This is a genomic window from Pseudomonas sp. LBUM1678 (genome assembly GCF_059695575.1).
The window spans coordinates 6,721,914-6,741,828 of the sequence record NZ_CP166775.1; the positions used below are offsets into that span (position 1 = coordinate 6,721,914).

General features: G+C 58.0%; 13 protein-coding genes. 9 read left to right on the forward strand and 4 right to left on the reverse strand.

The features are described 5' to 3' along the window. The first annotated feature begins 22 nt into the window (after positions 1-22). The 4 genes from ACA070_RS30695 (at position 23) to ACA070_RS30710 (ending at position 11,787) form a co-directional block, all read left to right on the forward strand. Complete coding sequence (locus ACA070_RS30695; RefSeq protein WP_497449506.1) at positions 23-1,054, forward strand: histone deacetylase family protein; 1,032 nt, start codon at positions 23-25, stop codon at positions 1,052-1,054. A 12-nt stretch (positions 1,055-1,066) separates the two neighbouring features. After that, positions 1,067-2,167, forward strand: coding sequence for a polyamine ABC transporter substrate-binding protein (locus ACA070_RS30700; protein ID WP_497449507.1), 1,101 nt, complete (start codon positions 1,067-1,069; stop codon positions 2,165-2,167). Between the two features lie 356 nt (positions 2,168-2,523). Next, positions 2,524-7,107 carry a hypothetical protein gene (locus tag ACA070_RS30705; protein ID WP_497449508.1) on the forward strand — a complete coding sequence of 1,528 codons (4,584 nt, stop codon included), beginning with the start codon at positions 2,524-2,526 and terminating at the stop codon, positions 7,105-7,107. A gap of 144 nt (positions 7,108-7,251) precedes the next feature. Further along, positions 7,252-11,787 carry a dermonecrotic toxin domain-containing protein gene (locus ACA070_RS30710; RefSeq protein WP_497449509.1) on the forward strand — a complete coding sequence of 1,512 codons (4,536 nt, stop codon included), beginning with the start codon at positions 7,252-7,254 and terminating at the stop codon, positions 11,785-11,787. Here ACA070_RS30710 and pdxR read toward each other — a convergent pair. Further along, positions 11,784-13,334: a MocR-like pyridoxine biosynthesis transcription factor PdxR gene (pdxR, locus tag ACA070_RS30715; RefSeq protein ID WP_497449510.1), complete on the reverse strand. Its 1,551-nt coding sequence runs from the start codon at positions 13,332-13,334 to the stop codon at positions 11,784-11,786. The two genes, ACA070_RS30710 and pdxR, sit on opposite strands and share 4 nt — an antisense overlap. A gap of 90 nt (positions 13,335-13,424) precedes the next feature. Here pdxR and ACA070_RS30720 point away from each other — a divergent pair, with 90 nt between their 5' ends. From ACA070_RS30720 to ACA070_RS30730, 3 genes are read left to right on the forward strand one after another with little or no spacing between them, the layout of a single operon-like run. After that, on the forward strand, positions 13,425-14,048 hold the full coding sequence (locus tag ACA070_RS30720) for an FMN-binding negative transcriptional regulator (protein WP_497449511.1): 624 nt from the start codon (positions 13,425-13,427) through the stop codon (positions 14,046-14,048). 9 nt (positions 14,049-14,057) lie between these two features. Continuing rightward, entirely contained in the window at positions 14,058-14,504 is a 447-nt protein-coding gene (locus tag ACA070_RS30725; protein ID WP_497449512.1) for a GNAT family N-acetyltransferase, read from the forward strand. Between the two features lie 17 nt (positions 14,505-14,521). Continuing rightward, positions 14,522-15,193: a GNAT family N-acetyltransferase gene (locus ACA070_RS30730; RefSeq protein ID WP_497449513.1), complete on the forward strand. Its 672-nt coding sequence runs from the start codon at positions 14,522-14,524 to the stop codon at positions 15,191-15,193. Between the two features lie 120 nt (positions 15,194-15,313). On the opposite strand, the gene ACA070_RS30735 is transcribed toward ACA070_RS30730, so the two are convergent. Then, a complete protein-coding gene (locus tag ACA070_RS30735) occupies positions 15,314-16,213 on the reverse strand; it encodes a homocysteine S-methyltransferase family protein (RefSeq protein WP_497449514.1) in 900 nt (299 codons plus the stop codon). 112 nt (positions 16,214-16,325) lie between these two features. On the opposite strand from ACA070_RS30735, the gene ACA070_RS30740 reads away from it, so the two are divergent. Continuing rightward, the gene (locus ACA070_RS30740) at positions 16,326-17,147 is read left to right on the forward strand and encodes an ABC transporter substrate-binding protein (RefSeq protein WP_497449515.1); all 822 of its coding nucleotides are present in this window, start codon (positions 16,326-16,328) and stop codon (positions 17,145-17,147) included. Continuing rightward, positions 17,144-17,983, forward strand: a complete 840-nt coding sequence (locus ACA070_RS30745; RefSeq protein WP_497449516.1) for an amino acid ABC transporter permease — start codon at positions 17,144-17,146, stop codon at positions 17,981-17,983. Before ACA070_RS30740 ends, ACA070_RS30745 begins: the two co-directional genes overlap by 4 nt. A 75-nt stretch (positions 17,984-18,058) precedes the next feature. On the opposite strand, the gene ACA070_RS30750 is transcribed toward ACA070_RS30745, so the two are convergent. Both ACA070_RS30750 and ACA070_RS30755 read right to left on the reverse strand, forming a co-directional pair. Then, the gene (locus ACA070_RS30750) at positions 18,059-18,337 is read right to left on the reverse strand and encodes a helix-turn-helix domain-containing protein (protein ID WP_461956376.1); all 279 of its coding nucleotides are present in this window, start codon (positions 18,335-18,337) and stop codon (positions 18,059-18,061) included. Further along, positions 18,334-19,686 carry a HipA domain-containing protein gene (locus tag ACA070_RS30755; protein ID WP_497449517.1) on the reverse strand — a complete coding sequence of 451 codons (1,353 nt, stop codon included), beginning with the start codon at positions 19,684-19,686 and terminating at the stop codon, positions 18,334-18,336. The genes ACA070_RS30750 and ACA070_RS30755 overlap by 4 nt, the downstream gene beginning before the upstream one ends. Positions 19,687-19,915: the final 229 nt, after the last annotated feature.

Genomic DNA, 19,915 nt, shown 5'->3' on the forward strand with positions numbered 1-19,915 from the left:
ATCAGCCTGCGGAGAACAAGAAATGCTGACGATCTACTCGGACGATCACCACCTGCACCACGGCCGTTGTGAATTGATGGACGGGCAATTGATGCCCTGCTTCGAAATGCCCTCGCGGGCCGACCATGTGTTGCAGCGTGTGCAAACGCAGAATCTCGGCCCGGTCGAAGCGCCGCAGGATTTCGGCCTGGACCCGATCGCGCGCATCCACAGCCGCGACTACCTGGACTTCTTCAAAGGTGCCTGGGCACGCTGGACCGAGTTCAATACCGACGGCGACTTGCTGCCCTACACCTGGCCGGCCCGTACTCTGCGTCGGATCATTCCCACCAGCCTGCACGGCCAGCTCGGCTATTACAGCTTCGACGGCGGCGCACCGATCACCGCCGGCACTTGGCAAGCGGCGTACAGCGCAGCGCAAGTGGCCCTCACCGCGCAAGCCGCGATCCAGCGCGGCGCCCGCAGTGCCTTCGCCCTGTGCCGTCCACCGGGACACCACGCCGCCAGCGATTTGATGGGCGGTTATTGCTACCTCAACAACGCCGCCATCGCCGCTCAGGCGTTCCTTGATCAGGGTCACAAAAAAGTCGCGATCCTCGACGTCGATTACCACCACGGTAACGGCACTCAATCGATTTTCTACGAACGCAGCGACGTGCTGTTCACCTCGATCCACGGCCATCCGGAAGCCGAGTTTCCGTTTTTCCTTGGCTATGAAGACGAGCTCGGCGAAGGGGCCGGCGAAGGCTGCAACTTCAACTACCCTTTGCCGGCCGGCAGCGGCTGGGACAGTTGGAGCGCTGCGCTGGATCAAGCCTGCAACGAGATCGAGAAATACGGCGCCGACATCATCGTCGTCTCCCTGGGCGTCGATACGTTCAAGGACGATCCCATCTCCCAGTTCAAGCTCGACAGCCCGGATTACCTGGCCATGGGCGAGCGCATCGCGAAGCTCGGCAAACCGACGCTGTTCGTGATGGAAGGCGGTTACGCGGTAGAGGAAATCGGCATCAATGCCGTGAACGTTCTCGAAGGTTTTGAAAGCGCCCAATGAGGAATTAAAACAATGAACAGACTCAAGCGTTTTATCGCACCGGTGCTATGCGCCACGGTGCTCGGTGGCGCCGCCCACGCTGAAGAGCGAACGTTGCGCGTCTACAACTGGTTCGACTACATCACCCCCAAAGCGCTGGAAGACTTCAAGGCGCAGAACACCCAGACCAAACTGGTCTACGACATCTTCGACACCAACGAAGCACTCGAGGCCAAGCTGCTGACCGGCAACTCCGGCTATGACGTGGTGGTGCCGTCCAACGTATTCCTCGCCAAGCAGATCGAAGCCGGTGTTTTCCAGCCGCTGGACCGCAGCAAATTGCCGAACTGGAACCACCTCGATCCGAAGCTGATGAAGCTGCTCGAAGGCAACGATCCGGGTAACAAATTCGCCGTGCCGTACATGTACGGGACCATCCTGATCGGCTTCAATCCGGACAAGGTCAAAGCCGCGCTGGGCGACAACGCGCCAGTGGACAGCTGGGATTTGATCTTCAAGGAAGAGAACATCAGCAAGCTCAAGCAGTGCGGCGTCGCCCTGCTCGATTCGCCGTCGGAGATCCTGCCGCTGGCTCTGCAACACCTCGGCCTGGACCCCAACAGCAAGAAGCCTGCGGATTACGACAAGGCTGAAGCGCTGTTGATGAAAATCCGCCCGTACATCACCTACTTCCACTCCTCCAAATACATGGCCGACATTGCCAACGGCGACATTTGCGTCGCGGTCGGCTATTCCGGCAGCTTCTCCCAGGCCGCCAACCGCGCCAAGGAAGCCAAGAACGGTGTGATCGTCGACATGCGCTTGCCGAAAGAAGGCGCGCCGATCTGGTTCGACATGCTCGCGATTCCGAAAGGCGCGAAGAACCCGGAAGACGCCTACACCTTCATCAACTACCTGCTGCAACCGCAAGTCATCGCGCCGGTCAGCGACTTCGTCGGCTACCCGAACCCGAACAAGGACGCCACGGAATTGGTAGACCCGGCGATCCGCAACAACCCGAACCTGTACCCGACCGAGACGGCGATGGGCACGCTGTACACCCTGCAACCGTTGCCACGGGATGCCGAACGTGCGCGGACCCGAGCCTGGACCAAGATCAAATCAGGGACCTGAAACCACGCCTGAAAAAAAGACCCGCTCTTGCGGGTAATGCCGATAAGTTGCTTACGCATTTTTTGTAGCAGCTGGCGAAGCCTGCGTTCGGCTGCGCAGCAGTCGTAAAACCTGAATTTGCGGTCTTCCTGAAACACCGCATCGTCTGATTTCACGACTGCTGCGCAGCCGAACGCAGGCTTCGCCAGCTGCTACAGATCGCGTTACAGCTTAACTGACTGGCTTTATCCGCGAGTGCGGGTCTTTTTTTTGCCTGCGATATATATGTACCGCCAGGCACGTTCGGCCGCCCGATACCTTTTCCTGATCCAGCGCTGCGCACTCAACAGCGGCGCGTCCTCAGTCAGGAGACGATCATGCCCGAAACCGTTGCCCCGAGTGCAGAAGAGGTACTGACCCAACTGGTCACCGGCCCCTCGATCAGGGAGGTCGCAGCGAACGCATTGAGTCCTGCGCTCAATGCGCTTTATCCGCAGTTGAAGATTGATCCCACGCTCGCCACGGTCGTCACCCCGACCTGGGTCGATACCGGCACCGAGGTCGTGCCTGGCCATAATTTGTATGAGTCGCTCACCGATGTGCTGGTGCGGCTCGGCTGGTCGGGATCGACGGTAACGCTCATCGATGGCGAACATTTCCTGACCCTGCAACCGGGCGCTGAACCGCTGGCTCAATTGCCGGTGAAAATCGACGCCATCGGCTGCCTGCTCAACACCCTCGCACCGCAACTGTTCATCGACTATCAGCAACAGCAGCTTGATTACTGGAACCACGAGACAAGCCCTTCGACCCCGCGCTGGCATTCGCTCTCGCAATCGCTGCAGGACATCTGGAGCCCCGATCCCGCCTCTACCTGGGATGCGGATGAAAAAGCAATGGCCCAAGCCGTGTTCAATCATCCGGATCGCGCAACCCGGCGGTCACAGGACAAATACCTGACCAAGGCCTGCCTGATTGACACCGATCGGGTTGAAAACGCGGTGAGCGAACATCTGCGGATCCTGGATATCGCCGTGTTCGTGGGCACGTTGGGCACACGCACCCTGGTGCTGACGCACTCGATCGCCGAAGGGTTCAGGCGTTACGACTCTGTTGAGGCCCTGGGTAAAACATTGTTCGCCCAGCCGGGATCGTCAAGCATCGAGCTGACTCTGCAATGGCGTCTGTATGAACCCGAAGGCAACTTCTTTCACCATCAGGCCTGCGCGCTGATTGCACTCGAAGTCGAAGCCATCGGTACGTTCAACACGTTTCAGCGCGCTTCTTTTACGAGTCTTTCACCCCAAATCAGTGCCGCCGCAAAAAGCTTCACTGAATTCGAAGCCCTGCCGTCGTCTCGCTTCAACAAGGTTCAGGGGTTACTGACAGGCTGGTTGAAAGAAGCTTCGTCAGCGGACCTCACCCGTTACAGCCGACACTTGATGGACCTGGCGCAGCTGCGGGAACAGGACGCGGGAAAAACCTTCGACGAAGGTATCTCGTCACTGCCGCAATTTGCGCTGCAAACCCTGCAAGAGCAGATGGTCAAGGATCACCCGGCGGCAGCGAACCTGGACCTGAAAGACATTGAAATCAGCATCACCAGCGTCGTGGTGCTGGGCGCAGTCGTGGTACCCGGCAAGACGCAAACCAGCACGCTGTCGCTGATCGAACTGGCGTTGCAAAACCTGATTGCCGTTCCGCTGGGCAACAAGACGGTGCGCTTCAAAAACGGCGACGCGGTGCCTGCGTGGATGACCCCCGCCTATCTGGAGACGCTCGTCACGCAAGTCGATATCGGTGCGGTGTTCCCGGCGCTGATCAAGCGCAAGCTGGTTGAAGATCCGCAAGAATCGTTACGACGGCAGGCGCTCTACACCCGCCATCTGCGCGTCCAGCTGCCCTTGCAGGCGCTGCAGCACAAGATGCGCGGCGAGGCCGCGATTGATGAAAGCGGGTATCAATACGTCAATGCAGTCATGCAGGAAAACGCTGCCGACCGCTGGGTGAACGGACAGGAAATTGTCATTCGACCCTTGGCCTTTATTACCGGTGACAACAACGACAGCAAAGGCGATGAAGTCGCCAACATGTTCGTCATCGGTCCGCGGCTCACCGAAAAAGGACCGTGCCTGCTCTATCGGCCATTGCTCTCCCCCTCGCTGACGCAGTACCCAAGCGAGGCCAATCTGCTGTATGCGATCAAGCACGAAAAACCCTTTCGCCAATCGATCCTGGCCTGGCTGTCCGACGATGTGCGCTTCAACTACTCCCAATATGTATTTTCCGGGGAACTGCCTTCGGTCTGGACGCTGACTCAATTGCTGGTCGATCCCACTTCAGCCCTGGGCAAGATGGGCGCGGTGACGTTCAGTGCGACAACCCTTGATGACGCGCCGCTGGCGACCCTGTTCAAAGCCAACGCCAACGCGATGATCAACCTGGCGGATCGTCAATCGGTGTCCAATGCACAAGCTCGCTGGGCAACGCTCAAGCAAGGCACATGGATGCTGTTCAACGTCGCGTTGCCCTTCCTCGGTCGCACTGCCGGGGTTGCCGCGTGGATCTGGCAGATCATGGATGACTTGCAGGACATTACCGATGCCGCAGAGAACGACCACAGCCAACTCGCCTGGTCCGCCCTGACCGATCTGCTGTTGACGCTCGGCATGGTGCTGGCCCATCGGGCTGCCACGCGCAACAAGCCTGTCTCGCGATTGCCCGAAAAGGTCGAGCCGCCATCCGTAACACCCGAAAGCAAACCGGCTCACAAAATCACGGTCACCGGTCTGCCCGAACTCAGTCTGCTCCCCCCCTCCCATGAGACGTCGCTGCACGCCATCGCTACGTTGCCGCCTACGTCCCTGGGCGTCTTGCTCGATGAACTCGCCATCGCCGAACCCAAGGGATTGGCAGCCGCCGCCAACGAACCCGGCCCTCACCAACACCTCCGTTCACTCAAGGAAAAATGGTACGCGAAGGTCGATCAGCGATGGTTCGAAGTCACCCTCAACGACAATAACGATGTACAGATCATTGACTCACGCCAGTCTCCCGCACGCACCGGGCCGTTGCTGATCAAGAACGCCAGGGGTGAATGGTTCATCGATACGCGGCTGAGGCTAAAGGCCGGGGGCAAGGAGAAAAAACGGCTGGAACAACAAAACCGGCAGCGCCAGGCAGATCTGAAACAGCAAATGACAGCGTTCGAACGCCAAGCCAGCAGTCGGGAGACCGAACTCAAGGAAGCAGAAAAAAACGCGAAGGCAGCAACAGCGACCGACACCCATCGCCGCTTGTACCTTGAAATGCTCGACGCGCAGATGTCACTCATCAGCACCAACATGGAGCAAATGAAAGCCTTCAATGCTCGCGAGGCCATTCCCAATTACCGAAAGGCGATGATCAGTCGCCTGGATTTCCAGCTTTCGCTGCTGCAAAAATGGTTCGAACACCAGCAGCCGGTTTTCGGCACTCAGATGCGCCTTTCCCTCGATCTTCTCGACAACCCGCCCACGGAAAACACCCAGGCCGCCCGGCAAACCCATCAACTCACGAGCGATTTGACCGGAGGCTACGTCAGCAAAATCGAGTTTGCGCATTCGCGCTTCGAGCAACTGAACCTGCTTGGCAAGGAAGCCGTCGAAGTGATCCGCGACGTCAAGGCTCACATGCCATCGTTCAACTTACAGGACCTCAAACTGTTCCAGATCACACTGGGGCAAGAGTTGTGCCTCGACGACAGCTTTGCGTCCACGCCTGGAGCCCGCCAGGCATTGGAGAACGTTGTCGAAAACGCAGCCCTCGCCATTCAGGCTTCACTGGACCTGGCCGCTGACGAAGAGGTACGGCGGCTACCGGAGCGGATCGATGGGCTCAGCGATCTGGTGGAGCGCCTCACGATCACCGACCAGCACATCGTCGATCTGCCCACCGAATTTCCCGGTCAGTTCCTGCAACCAGCGCTCGACTCGATGCGCCAGCGTCTCGATGGTTTTCAACAGCGCACCGTGAAGCATCTGGCGAGCTTGCTGCGGGAACGCCAGGCGTTGGAACCGCAACCCGGCCCTTCCCGCCTGCCGACCGCTCCCGCCAAGCGAATCATCAAGACTCGTTACAAAGGTACCGTCGTGGGCCAGCTACGTGCGGACTCCGTGACGCAAGGGTCTGATCTGATCGACGTGACCTCGGCGTTGACCGGCAAAGTCATCTCGACCTTTCATGAGAAAACCCCGGGTGTCTGGGTTGAAAGAGTGGCCCCGAAACCGGACTCCCCCGTCGTCCGACCCGACTTGAGTGCAAGCACTGCTCAAGCCCAGGCATTGCTGAACGGGCTGGATGCGTTCATTCGTCGAACAGAGGCCCATTCAAAAGGGACGCGGCGAATTCCCGTGGAAATAGAGGAAATGTTTCATCAGCATGCCCATCGCCTACAGGAGGCTGCCAACGCAATCGAAGAAGCGCTGACTACCGTTAATGCCACCGAAAGCGGTCCGGGTTCCGCCGTCACACTGGCGAAACAACTGAACGACGGGGCAACCCGACTTTACAACCAGGGACGCGTGACCCGAATCAGCATGACCAAACTGCAACCACCGACAGCGGAGCGCGTCCGTTGGCTGCAAAGCGAGGGTCAGGTCGACATCGTCAAGAACCCCGGCCGCCGCTTGCTCAAAAGCCGTAAAAGAGACTACCTCGAGGAATATGAGGTCCGTGATCACAGCACAAAAAAAGTGTTGTGGTATGCCCATTTCCACTACTCAGAGTCCGCATCGCCTGCACAAACCTTCACGGCGGCGCACCTGAAAACCGCGGAGCAACGGTTGTTGGGCGGCGCGTCCGAAGCCCGCGGCGCAAATGACGATCTCCAGGCGATTTCGATCTACCGCAGCGAGATCAGTCCGCAACTGGCAACCACCCTGTTCTTCGCAAAAGTGCCGGCCTCGGCCTCAGGATCGTAAGCCGTACGTTGTGCCGAACCCGAGACCCGCATTCGCGGGTCTTTTTTTCCGCGATATATATCTACCACCCCAGGGGGCGGACGCCTGATTACCTTCGGTGCACCAAGAGGCTTTCTGGCCTCGTCATTGCCCCGGGTATTCGCCATGACCAACAACACTTCATCGCCGCAGATTGATTCGACACCCTTATTGGAGACCAGTGACTTGGTGAGTCTGACCAGCCACGGCCCGGCGCTCAGCGAAGTGGCTTCGCACCTGTTGCGCCAGACGCTGGAAAAGTCCTGGCCAGAGTTGCAAATCGATCCTGACAAAGCCTTCGTCGCCACGCCTCAATGGCTCATCGTGGACGACCACGTCGAGGCTGGCCCGACCGGATTCGAATCATTGACCTTGGCATTGATGCGCCAGGGCCTGTATGGAACAACGGCCAATTATCTCGAAGGCGAGCATTTCCTGACCCTCGAGCCGGACAGCAAAAACCCGTTTCACCTCGCCGTCAGCATTGAGGACATCGCACAGATGCTCAATGGCTCGGCGTCGATACTGTTTGTCGAGGCTCAAGCACAGCAACTGGCGTTCTGGAATGCCAAGGGGCATGCGATTCCCCGCTGGCAGGAGCTTTCAGACACCCTGCGCAATGCGTTGAACGTGCAGGCGGTCAAAGGCTGGGACGCCGATGAATGCGCGATGGCCCGAGAAGTCTTCAGCGCCCCGGACAAAACCACCCGTAAAAATGTGAACAGCGAATTTTCCGTCATTCAGGCGTGCCTGCTCGACATCGATACCGCCGAGAATGACATCACTCACCATCTATTGATCGGCGGCGCGCTGGTGCTCAAGGCTACGTACCGCAAGCGCCAACTGCTGGTGATGTACACCATCGAGCGCGCATACGAGTCGTTCAGTTCGCTGGTAGAACTGGGTAACTCGCTCCCCACACGGCTGGAAGAACAATTGTCAGGAAGCGGTCTGACGTGGCGGCTTTACGAGCCGGAAGGCAACGTCTTCGATCACATGGCCTGGGCGTTGGTGTCGTCACAAATGGATGCGATCAACTCATTGCAGTTTCTGGAGTCACCGCCAGACGATGTCGAGCCTGAAGCCGGGCTCGACATCAACGAAAAAGCCCGATTCCTGCAACTGAACAAAGCGATTCCCGATTGGTTGCGCAACGCATCCCCCGAGGATATTCATGACTACGGCCGTTACATCAGGGCGCTCGGCAAGTTGTATCGTCAACCGGACAGCGAACTGGCCAGAACCGAGATTCCCTCGCTTACCGATTACGCTCAGCGGCGGATGCGTGAAGCGATCATCGCGGATCCACTGGCGGTAGGCGTCGCGACTCTTGCGCTGGATGATCTGCGGATCAAAATCACCAACAGTTTTTCCGCCGACAATTTCACGCTTCCCAACCCCCTCGATCAACGCATTGAAACGCTGGCCGACTTCGCTCTCGAGAACCAGACGCCCTATATGGCGAGCGTGTTTTTCAAGGGTGGGGAGACGGTGCCGGATTGGCTCACAGCTGAATTTCTCACCACCGTGTCAGCGCGAGTGGACGTTGGCAAAACGTATCCCGAACTGATCAAGCCCAAGCTGCTGGAGGATCCGGTCGCCTCCCGACGTCAGGAAAACTTCTATCGTGACCAACTGCGTTCTTTGCTGCCACTTCAGGCATTAGAGGCCAGATTCAAGCCTGAAACCGGTGTGGACGAACGCGGTTATCAATACGTCTGCGAGCTACTCGATCCCGATGTCTTAAACAAAACCATCGCCCTCTACCCGCTGACGATGACGCCGCAATATCGTTTGATCAGCAGCAGCGACACCGTCGATAACATGTTCATCATCAGCCCCCGAGAAGCCCACAGCGGGCCTTGCCTGCTCTATCGGCCGATGCTAGATGAACCGCTGCTGCAATACCCTTCAAGGCAAAACCTTTTGTACGCGTTGCATCAACCCGGCAACCTCAGGGATTCGGTACTGGCCTGGCTGCCCGAGAAAAACCTGAGCTTTGAATATGCCCAGTATGTGTTCCCCACCGGACTGCCCTCTCCGTGGCTGATCGCGGAACAAGTCGTCAATCCATTGCAGCGGGCAGACAAGTTCGGGCGCGTGGTTTTCGAAAGTGTCGAGATCACCGGTGACATTCTGTCTGCACTGTTCAAAAGCAACGCGCGGATGCTGGTCAACCTCGCCGACCGCCAATCGCAATCCAATGCCGAACGGCGCTGGAGTGTTTTGAAGGACAGTGGCTGGGCGCTCTTCAACGTTGCCTCAAATTTCCTCAGCGGTGCGGTCGGCACAGCCGTGTGGGTCTGGCAAACCATCAATCAGATTCAACAGGCCCTTGATGCCCATGACCGGGATGACCGCTTCATCGAATGGACGTCGGTGTCGGATATTCTGCTGGCGATCGGCATTGTCCTCAGCCATCACGCGGTGATGCGACGTAAAAGGGTTTCGAGCAAACCTCGAATTGAGCAGGTGTGGAGGGAGAAAGCCCCAGACGCCGTCGTCGAGCCCGTAACTGTCACGCTCAATCCTGACCCGCTGGCCCCGGATCTTCCGCCCAGTCACCTTTCCTCGCTGGAGCTGGCCGGCTCGGTTCCACGCCGAACACCGACAGCGCTGGGCGTCTACCTGGACACGCTCAAAGTCACGGCCCCGGATATTTCCAGCGCCAGCGTGACGAAGGTAAAAGAAGCGCCTCCGCATCTTTACCAACAGAACCTCAGAAACTATGCACAGGTGGGTGATCGGTGGTTTTACGTCGACGTGAAAGGCGACGAAGAGGTTCATATCGTTTACCCGGATCAGCCTGAGCGAAACGGTCCGTTGGTGATGGATAACGGCCATGGGCAATGGGTGCTCGACCTGCGTCTGCGCTTGCGAGGCGGTGCCGGGAATGCGTTCAGCCGCCACCAGGAGGCGGCTAACGAGCAGCGCAGGGTCAATCTGGGGGATGCACTGAAATCCTTCAAAAGCCTCGAAAAGGCAAAGGAAACCGAGCTGACAAAGTTTCATGACAGCCTCCGGCAGGCCAGCGCTGAAAACTACGATCAGCGAACGGCGGCGTACATGGAAAAACTGGATGCCACGATCGACGAATATCGCCACGCGCTGGAACAATTACGCGAATGGCGAACCCTTGGCGGGACGGAAAACTACAGGGAAGACCTGCTTCGCATGAGCGTGGTGCTGCAGAAGAATCTGTCTTTGTGGTTTGTCCTGAAACGATCCGAGTATACGCAGGCCACCCGTGGCATGACCAAGGCCGGACAGAACGAACCCGTCCCGAGGCAGACTTTCGTCGACGATGTCCAGAAAGCGTCCGACATCGGTGAGGAGATGGTTGAAAAGCTGACCCTGTCGGCTTCGACACTTGATGGCATGCACATGGCCGGACGACCCGGCATTGAACGCGCGATGGAAATCAGAAAACTGGCGCCTTCTTTTACCGCGCTGGATATCAAGGCCAACGAGATCGGCATGGCGCAGGAGCTGTGCCTTGATGAACAGGCCAGCCCCCTGATGCAGCAGGCTCGTACTGCTGTGGGAAATATCGTTGTGAGCGCCGCGAAGGCCGCGATTCAAGTGGCGGAAATGATGCACGTCGGCGGTGAACACGCCGATATGCAGCATGTCGAGGAATTGAACAGCCTCGTAGAGACATTCGCCGACGCCGACCAGCGCATTCAGGAGTTGCCCGGCACGTACCCCGGCCTGGTCAAGCCATCCAGACTCGAACATCTGCAATCGCTCATCAACGAGTTCGCGCAACTGGCACAAAACCGGTTACAGGCGTTGCTGCCAGCGCCAGAGCCCATTTCCGCGCAGCCCTCAGTAGAACGCGTGCAACCGGGCACGTCACGACAACCGATCAAAGTGCGCAAGACCCGGCCACGCGACCCTGGCAAAAATGAACCCGAAAAAACCACAGTGGATCCTCTCAAGCCATTTACCCCTGCCGTTTACCAGGAACCCGTTCCAGTGCTGGACGATCCAGAAACGGTCGAGGCCGGCATAGAGCTGAGCCTGGACACAAACGCGTTCATCATACGCACCCGTAAAGACGCTTTGCTCCCAAGACGCATCCCTGCCGACATACAAGATGTGTTTGATCAGCGGGCACTGAAACTGGAACAGGTTGCCAGCAGCGTTGATCAAGCCGTGATCAACAGCAGGAAGGCCACAGGAACCCCGATCCCGGTTGCCTCGCTGAGCGATGAACTACGCGAAGCGGCCAGCCGTATGCGCAGGGAAGGTGTCAGCGTTCGAGCCGACCTGTACACGCGGCGCAAACCCACCCAGAGTATTTTCAAATGGATGCATGAAAACGGGCAGCTCGTCATCAGTCGCGATAAACGAGGGCGCATCCAGACCAAGGGGCTCGGCGACTTCTTCCAGGAATACCGGATTTTCGACAAGACCCACAATAAGCCGTTATGGGTTGCGCATTTTCACTATGAGACCCTGACGAGCCCGGCGAGCACGCCCACCGCGGCCCATTTGAAGGTTTCAGATGACTATCTGAAAACGCTGACACCCGAACTTCAACAGGCGTTGACGACCTTCGAGCCCATCGATGGGGTGTTCCGAAAGATCGAAGATCCCGGGTTACGCAGACTGTTTCTGGACCTGGAACCACAGGCAGAAGCCGCATCGAACCCTTAACGACGCCAGACCTTTTCCAGTCGCCCGAGCGCGGCGCTGATGGCCGCTTCGGGCACCGCCGCGAAACCCAGGACCAGCCCGGCGCGCTGGTCCACAGGTTTTGTCGAGTCCGGCAACCAGTAGCTGCTCAGCGCATTGATCTCGACATCGACGCTGTCCGCCTGCTCCACCAGTTCGCGCTCGCGGGCCTGTGAGTCGACCGCCACCGTCAGGTGCAGCCCGGCGGCGACACTTGGCAGGCTGCCGATGCCGGGAATGTTCTGCGGCCAACCGGCCAGCAAGGTATTGCGTCGGCTCAGGGCTGCGCGGCGCATGCGGCGGATATGCCGCTGGAAATGCCCGGCGGCCATGAACTCGGCCATGACCGCTTGGGTGCTCACCTCGGAATGCCGAACGTCCACCGCTCGACGTTGCGAGAACGCCTGCACCAGGGTTGGCGGTAACACCAGATAACCCAGACGCAGCGCCGGGAAGGCAACTTTGCCAAATGTCCCGACGTACAAAACCCGCCCCTGCCGGTCGAGTGCGGCCAACGGCGCCAATGGCGCGCCGCTGTAACGGTATTCGCCGTCGTAGTCGTCCTCGACGATCCAGCCCTGGGTGCGTTCGGCCCAGGCCAGCAATTCGAGGCGTCGCGCCAGGCTCATCACCACCCCGGTCGGGTATTGATGGGACGGCGTGACATACGCCAGCCGACAATCGCTGAGGCCGTTCAATTCGTTGCAGTCGATGCCCTCACTGTCCACCGCCACGCCATGCAATTGCGCACCGGCCACGGCGAACGCATGACCTGCCGCCCGATACCCCGGATTCTCAATCGCCACCCCGTCGCCCGGCTCCACCAGCAGCTGTGCACAAAGGCTAATCCCCTGCTGCGCGCCACTGGTGATCACTATTTGCTCAGCCGAACACTGCATTCCTCGCGAACTGCGCAAATACGCCGCGATCATGCCGCGTAAACGCTGGTCACCCGCCGGATCGCCATAACACAGGTGCTGTAAATCCGGTTTGCGCCAGAAAGCCGCATTCAGCTTGGCCCAGACCTCGAAAGGAAACAGATCAAACGCCGGAACACCCACCCGAAACGCTCGCGGCGGACCACTTGGCGGCGTTGGCAAATGGTTATTCTCAACCCGCCCCAACGCACCCCTGTGGATAACTTTACTGGATGAAACCACAGGCAAATCGAGCCAATTTGTGGATAAGGTTGTGGGTAACCCTGTTGATAACCCTGTGGACACTTTTGTGGATAATTTTTTCGCCGGCAGCACGGTCTGGGGCAATTGCGCCACGTACGTACCGTCGCCGACACGCCCCTCGATGAACCCCTCGGCGTAAAGTTGATCGTAGGCCCGTACCACGCTGTTGCGGGAAATCGCCAACGCGGCAGCCAGATCCCGGCTGGCCGGTAGCCGCGTGCCGCTGGCCAATCGTCCGTCGAGCACCCGCAGGCGCAATGCCTGATACAGCTGACGACTCAGGCCCTGGCGACGGTCGAGTTCGATTCCGGCTGGGTTGAATGACAGGGAAAGCGGCGCTTCGCTCATGGCAATGGACCTATGAAATTGGTCATTAATGGCTCTTACAACAGACCAATAGCCTGCCTAGGATGAAGGCATTCGCCAAGGAGTTTTTCCATGTACAACCCCAGTGGCTTTGCCATCAAAGATTTGCATGAACTGCACGAGCAGATAATGGGCACCCGTCTCGCCATGGTGGTTACCCACGGCGAGCAAGGGCTGCAAGCCAGTCATCTGCCTTTGTTGTTCGATCCTGAGCAGGGCCCGAATGGCACCCTCTACGGCCATTTCGCCCGGGGCAATCCCCAGTGGAAGGAACTGCAAAACGGTGCCGAAGCCCTGGTGATTTTTGCCGGTGCCGATGCCTACGTCAGCCCGGGGTTTTATCCAAGCAAAGCCGAGCACGGCAAAGTCGTGCCGACCTGGAACTACGTCGCGGTGCACGCTTACGGAACAGCCGAAGTGTTCACCGATGCCGATCGCCTGCTCAACCTGGTCAGCGCTTTGACCGATCGTCATGAAGCCGGCCGCGCGCAACCGTGGAAAGTTGCTGATGCGCCCGCCGACTACATCGACGGCATGCTCAAAGCCATCGTCGGATTCGCCCTGCCGATCCAGCGCCTGGAAGGTAAACGCAAGCTCAGCCAGAACCGCAGCACTGCAGATATCGCCGGTGTGCGCGAGGGGCTTGCCGCCAGCCCGGATGTGCACGACCAGGCCCTCGCCCACTTGATGCGTTAAGGAATGAACATGAGTCAGATTGGAATCCGCCAGGTCACGGCCGACGATCACGCGGCCTGGTTGCCGCTGTGGCAAGCCTACCTGCGCTTCTACAACACCGAGTTGCCCGAGGCTGTCACTGACAGCACCTGGCAGCGCATGCTCGACCGCAATGAACCGACTCATTCGGCGTTGGCGTGGGTCGATGGCAACGCGGTCGGCATGGTGAATTTCATCTACCATCGCTCGAACTGGAGCATCGAAAACTCCTGCTACCTTCAAGACTTGTTGGTAACGCCAGAAACTCGCGGCACAGGCATCGGCCGCAAGCTCATCGAATACGTGTATGCCACCGCCAAAGCGGACGGCTGCTGCAAGGTCCACTGGCTGACCCACGAAACCAACGCCACCGCGATCCAGCTCTACGAGCGCATCGCCGAACACCCCGGTTTCATCCAGTTTCGCAAAGCCCTTTAAAGTTCAAGGAGAACAGCATGTCGACTTCACTCGCAGACTGGAAAGGCGTCCCGGCGCCTTCGGTTGAAACCATCGAAGGGCGTTTCATCCGCCTGGAAAAACTCGACCCGGCGCGTCACGCCGAGGGTTTGTGGAAAGCCCTGCAAGGCCCGGGATCGGACCCGAAACTCTGGGACTATTTGCCGTACGGTCCTTTCCCGGAGCGCAGCGCTTTCAACGATTGGCTGAACAACCATGCAGCCAACAACGACCCGTATTTCTTCAGCGTGATCGACCGTGCCAGCGGTGAGGTGCAGGGCATTCTCAGCCTGATGTCGATCGTCCCCGCGCAAGGCCGTATCGAGATCGGCCACGTGACCTTCGGCGCGCCGATGCAGCGTTCGCCAAAAAGTACCGAGGCGGTTTACTTGCTGGCCAAGGAATCCTTTGCGCTGGGCTACCGGCGTCTGGAGTGGAAGTGCAACAACGGCAACGCCCGCTCCAAGTATGCGGCAGAGCGCTTGGGGTTCAGTTTTGAGGGCGTATTCCGTCAGCACATGGTGGTCAAGGGGCAGAACCGGGATACCGCGTGGTATTCGATTCTGGATTCGGAATGGCCGGCGATTGGCGCGGGGTTTGAGCGGTGGCTATCCGATGAAAACCATACAGATTCCGGGCAGGTGAAAACACTGGCTGAGTGCCGCGGGTAAATCATCGCTGCCTGGGTGGACGCCATCGCGAGCAGGCTCGCTCCCACAGGTTTTCGGTTGACCACACTGTTTGTGATCAACACATAAACCGTGTGGGAGCGAGCTTGCTCGCGATTGGCTTCACGCTAATGTCTGGGCAAGCACCGCAATATGCTCCGGCCCAATCCCACAGCACCCGCCCAAATGACTGGCGCCGCGCGCTTTCCAGTCGGCTGCCCACTGCAGATAGCCCGGCGGATCAAGGTCCTCACGCAACGGGTCCAGCCCGTCGTTGGCCGTGGCCTCTTTCGGTTGTGGCGGGAACGCATTGGCGTACGCGCCGATGTGAACCGTCACCCCCAAACGCCGGAAGGTTTCCCGCGCTGCATCAATAGCAGCGCCGATCACTTCTGGCTGGCTGCAGTTGAACAGCAACGCCTCGACACCCAGTTCAGCAGCCACTGCAGCGGCCTCGGCCACAGGCTCACCGGAACGCAAACGCGGCACTTCGTCCGTGTCTTCATCCTTCAAGGTAAATGACAGCCAGAACGGCTTCCCGTCCTTTGGCAGACCGGCGTGAATCGCCCGCGCCTCAACGATTGAACTCTGTGTTTCGGCCAGCCACAGGTCGACATGAGGCGCCAGCCCGTTGACCAGCGGCGTCAGCAATTCAGTCACCCGAGCAGCGTCAAACAGGTCTGGACGATAGGAGCCGAACAAAGGTGGCAAAGAACCGGCAACACGCACGGCCTTGCCCGTAGCATCCACCGCCCGTCGCGCCAACTCGCCGGCCAGCGAAGCGAGCGCCTGCCCTTCTGCTGCAAAACGCTCTTCGCCGATGTGAAACGGCACCACCGCGTAACTGTTGGTGGTGATCACGTTGGCGCCACTGTCGATATAAGCCGTGTGTACCGCCTCTACGGCTCGGGGCGCTTCGCTCAAGGCCAGCGCCGACCACTCGGGCTGCCTGAACGGCGCTCCTGCGCGCTGCAGCTCACGACCCATGCCGCCATCCAGAATTACTGTGCTTCCTGCGCTCATATGCTTTTCACTCATATGCTTATGAAAATAACTCACTACCAACGTAGTTCTTATAACTATTTAATACGCACCATCCGGTTAATAACAACCACTTTTTTATCAGGGATCGACTGTGAAAATTCAACCGCTTCTGGCCTTGGGCCTGACGATTCTGGCTGCCTCCACCCAAGCCTTTGGCGGCGCCACCCTGGACCGCATCGAGCAAAAGAAAGAACTGGTGGGCGTGTTGATGGAAAGCTATCCACCGTTCTCGTTCCTCAACGACCAGAACCAGCTCGACGGTTTTGACGTTGATGTGGCCAAAGCCGTGGCAGACAAATTGGGCGTCAAACTGCGTCTGGAAACGCCGTCCTGGGACGTCATCGCCGCCGGTCGCTGGAGTGGCCGCTACGACATCTGCGTCTGCTCGATGACGCCGAGCAAGGCACGCGCCGAAGTCTTCGATTTCCCGGTGGAGTACTACGCCTCGCCAGCCGTGATCGTGGTCAATGCCAAGGATGATCGCATTCACAGCGCCAAGGACCTGAGCGGCAAGAAAGTCGGCCTCACCAGCGCCTCCAGCTACGAAAGCTACTTGAACAAAAACCTGGTGATCGAAGGTGCTGAAGACACCCAACTGCAGTACCCGTTCGAGGAAGTGCAAATCGCGCCGTATGACACCGATAACGTGGCGTTTCAGGACCTGGGCCTGGGCGCCGGCGTGCGCCTGGATGCGATCCTCACCAACCTCGTCACCGCGCAACCGCGCCTGACCGAAGACAAACGCTTCAAGCTGGCCGGCGAACCGCTGTACTCGGAGCCGAACTCGGTCGCCATTGAAAAAGGCGACGCGCAATGGGACGCCAAGGTACGTGACGTCTTCGCTCAATTGAAACAGGACGGCACCCTGAGCAAGCTCTCGCAAAAATGGATCGGCGCCGACATCAGTCAATGACTTCTTTCCCGAAACCTCCACAGCCGCCGCAACCGGTGGCTGAGTCGAGACTGCAACGCATCTTCGGTTTCCGCACGCGGCTGTACCTTACGTGGGCGGCGATGCTTGGTTTGTTCGCCAGTTTCTTTCTGAGCTTCGACCTGAAGTTCTCGATCATCCTCGACAAACTGCCCAACCTGATCGGCCTGCACTTGGCACCGAACGGTTTTCTGCAAGGCGCGGCACTGACGCTGTTTCTGTGCCTGTGTTCGATTGTGGCGTCGTCGCTACTGGGTTTCATCACCGCCCTGGCGCGGCTGTCGAAAAGCGCCGTGGCCTTCGGCATCGCGAGTTTCTATGCTTCCTTTTTTCGCGGCACGCCGCTGCTGATCCAGATCCTGCTGATCTACCTCGGTTTGCCACAACTGGGCGTCGTCCCCGGCGCAGTCACCGCCGGCATCATCGCCCTGTCACTGAACTACGGCGCATACCTGAGCGAAATCTTCCGTGCCGGCATCCTCGGCGTCCCCCACGGACAACGCGAAGCCTCCCTGGCACTGGGTCTGCGCGAAACCGTGATCTTCTGGCGCGTCACCCTGCCCCAAGCCATGCGCACGATCATCCCGCCGACCACCAACCAATTCATCTCGATGCTCAAAGACTCCTCGCTGATCTCGGTGATGGGGGTTTGGGAGGTGATGTTCCTGGCGCAATCGTATGGACGCTCGAGCTATCGGTATATCGAGATGCTGACGACGGCGGCGATTATTTACTGGGTAATGTCGATTGGGCTGGAGCTGATTCAGGCAAGGATGGAGCGGCATTATGGGAAGGCGTATGTGAGTCGGAGTCAGTGAACAATCGCTGCCTCCGAATAACCGTAAATCCCTGTAGATGCCATCTTTAATGGAGCGCCCGTACACGGTGCAGAATCAGCTCAAATCGCGTCGAATCCGCACCACGCCCATCTTCAATCCAAACGGTCTGAACACTGCATTCAGGGATTTCAGCGTCTGATTCCCTTCGCCATGCTCGATATGCACCAGCGTGCGCACCGAAATTTTGCACATTTTTGCGAATTGGGTCTGGTGAAGTCCTGTGACCTCGACTCGCAATCGACGGACCGCCTCGCTTATCTCAAGAGTGCCTTGAGCCAGCGCTTCCTGGATGCTTTCGATGAGTACAGTGCGCTCAGCAACGGTCATGCTCATTTCAAGTCCCACTCTTTCAAACGCTGCTCCAGATTTTTCAAGCCAATTCGTGGGTGATTCATTGTCGCGTCAGGCAAACCACTAGCGGTCAAAATGTCGGGAAGTGCTGCCAGACGTTCGGCATCCTCGCGCAATCGTTCGAAAGAGTTCGGCGCACCCCTCAACGCTGCTAATGGATCATTCGGATCGGCAATGTCGGCCAATGCTCGACATACGCCACGCCAATCAACGTCACCTGCTCTCTCCAGCTCTTTTGGCCACTTGGTAGTGCGTGTCACACCTTCGTCGTCCATCACCATAGGCGCCAGATCATAGATCGGTGCTAAACGAAACGAAGCGGTGTCCCGAATGATTGCGGTGTTGCGGCCATGGTTATCTGAGTTGCCGAGGATTTTATTGAGCAGATCCCGACGCAGGTAGTCAGCAACAAGATTCGGGATTTGGTCCGCCTGCCCCGCATCACGCCAGAGTCTCGCAAGTAGCCGGATAACTTCCATGTGGTCCATTGAGCTACCGGGCGTAGTTATTTGTGCCAAAGAGTAGATCGACTCCACGGCAAAACGCTCGACACCCTGAGCGGTCACTTGTCGATCAAAACGCTGCATCCAAAGACTGGGTTTGGTCGCCTCTTCCAATGCCAAACCCTGTTCTGTCACCGTTTCGATGCCTAGTTTTTGTAGTGCCTTGTAGTAGTGGTATTCGCTTCTGAGGATGTCTTGATCGTTCCTGCTCCCTTTGTTGCGAGAGAACTTCACGAACCAGTGTTGGGTAACGTCTGCGTCGTCCAATACTGCGTCGGGGTATAAATTTCCATCCTTACCCTGAACTAACAAAAGTTTGGGCGCCTCGCCACCCGCCCCCGTTGCCCCACCAATTGCGGCGCCCTGTTCATAGGCATATTCGAGAAACCGGTTATCACGACTAATGACGTCCTGGCGTTTAAACCCTATAGGCTCGCGCTGATCGACTGCCTCAGCGGATTCCTTTATGCGCATATTGCCAATCGGTGCCGGAGTGCTTCTGGCCAGTAAATAGAGGTCGACACTGACGTCAGCAGGTTTGTCGCGACCTACGTGTGTCAGCAGAAATTTCCTGGCGGCACCGGCAGGTGCAATGTCGTGAAGAAATGCTGGTGCATTGGATCGCTTACCCTCCCATTCCAGAGGAAACCGGGCACTCACTGCCTTGGAAAATGGAGCACCAATGTCCTCAATATTTTCGACGAGATAGTGTGTTTCGTAGCCGAAATTGCATCGGCTTTCGAATCCTTTTTCAGGGCTGTCGAAGCTCAACACCATGGCGTCGTGCCATTTCCCGGTAATGAAGATCTGTAAAGTCAGGTTGTACATGCCGTCATCACCTGCATTTAAATGCATTCTTTGGAGATTTTTTAAACCTTGAATGCAATATAGTGCATTTGTTATGCCCTAGACATCTTCTTAAGCGCATTAAAATGCAGATGTAGGATTTTTAGTTAGCTAAAAAATGCAAAATAATGCAGATGTAGGTGACGCACGGACATCATTCTGTAAAAACCCTCCGCTATACAAGACGGCCCGCTTATAACAAAAAGGCCGT

Excerpts from the sequence above, each read along its gene's own strand:
- ACA070_RS30695 (WP_497449506.1), top strand. The coding sequence starts at position 23 with ATGCTGACGATCTACTCGGACGATCACCACCTGCACCACGGCCGTTGT.
- ACA070_RS30700 (WP_497449507.1), top strand. The coding sequence starts at position 1,067 with ATGAACAGACTCAAGCGTTTTATCGCACCGGTGCTATGCGCCACGGTG.
- ACA070_RS30705 (WP_497449508.1), top strand. The coding sequence starts at position 2,524 with ATGCCCGAAACCGTTGCCCCGAGTGCAGAAGAGGTACTGACCCAACTG.
- ACA070_RS30710 (WP_497449509.1), top strand. The coding sequence starts at position 7,252 with ATGACCAACAACACTTCATCGCCGCAGATTGATTCGACACCCTTATTG.
- pdxR (WP_497449510.1), bottom strand. The coding sequence starts at position 13,334 with ATGAGCGAAGCGCCGCTTTCCCTGTCATTCAACCCAGCCGGAATCGAA.
- ACA070_RS30720 (WP_497449511.1), top strand. The coding sequence starts at position 13,425 with ATGTACAACCCCAGTGGCTTTGCCATCAAAGATTTGCATGAACTGCAC.
- ACA070_RS30725 (WP_497449512.1), top strand. The coding sequence starts at position 14,058 with ATGAGTCAGATTGGAATCCGCCAGGTCACGGCCGACGATCACGCGGCC.
- ACA070_RS30730 (WP_497449513.1), top strand. The coding sequence starts at position 14,522 with ATGTCGACTTCACTCGCAGACTGGAAAGGCGTCCCGGCGCCTTCGGTT.
- ACA070_RS30735 (WP_497449514.1), bottom strand. The coding sequence starts at position 16,213 with ATGAGCGCAGGAAGCACAGTAATTCTGGATGGCGGCATGGGTCGTGAG.
- ACA070_RS30745 (WP_497449516.1), top strand. The coding sequence starts at position 17,144 with ATGACTTCTTTCCCGAAACCTCCACAGCCGCCGCAACCGGTGGCTGAG.
- ACA070_RS30750 (WP_461956376.1), bottom strand. The coding sequence starts at position 18,337 with ATGAGCATGACCGTTGCTGAGCGCACTGTACTCATCGAAAGCATCCAG.
- ACA070_RS30755 (WP_497449517.1), bottom strand. The coding sequence starts at position 19,686 with ATGTACAACCTGACTTTACAGATCTTCATTACCGGGAAATGGCACGAC.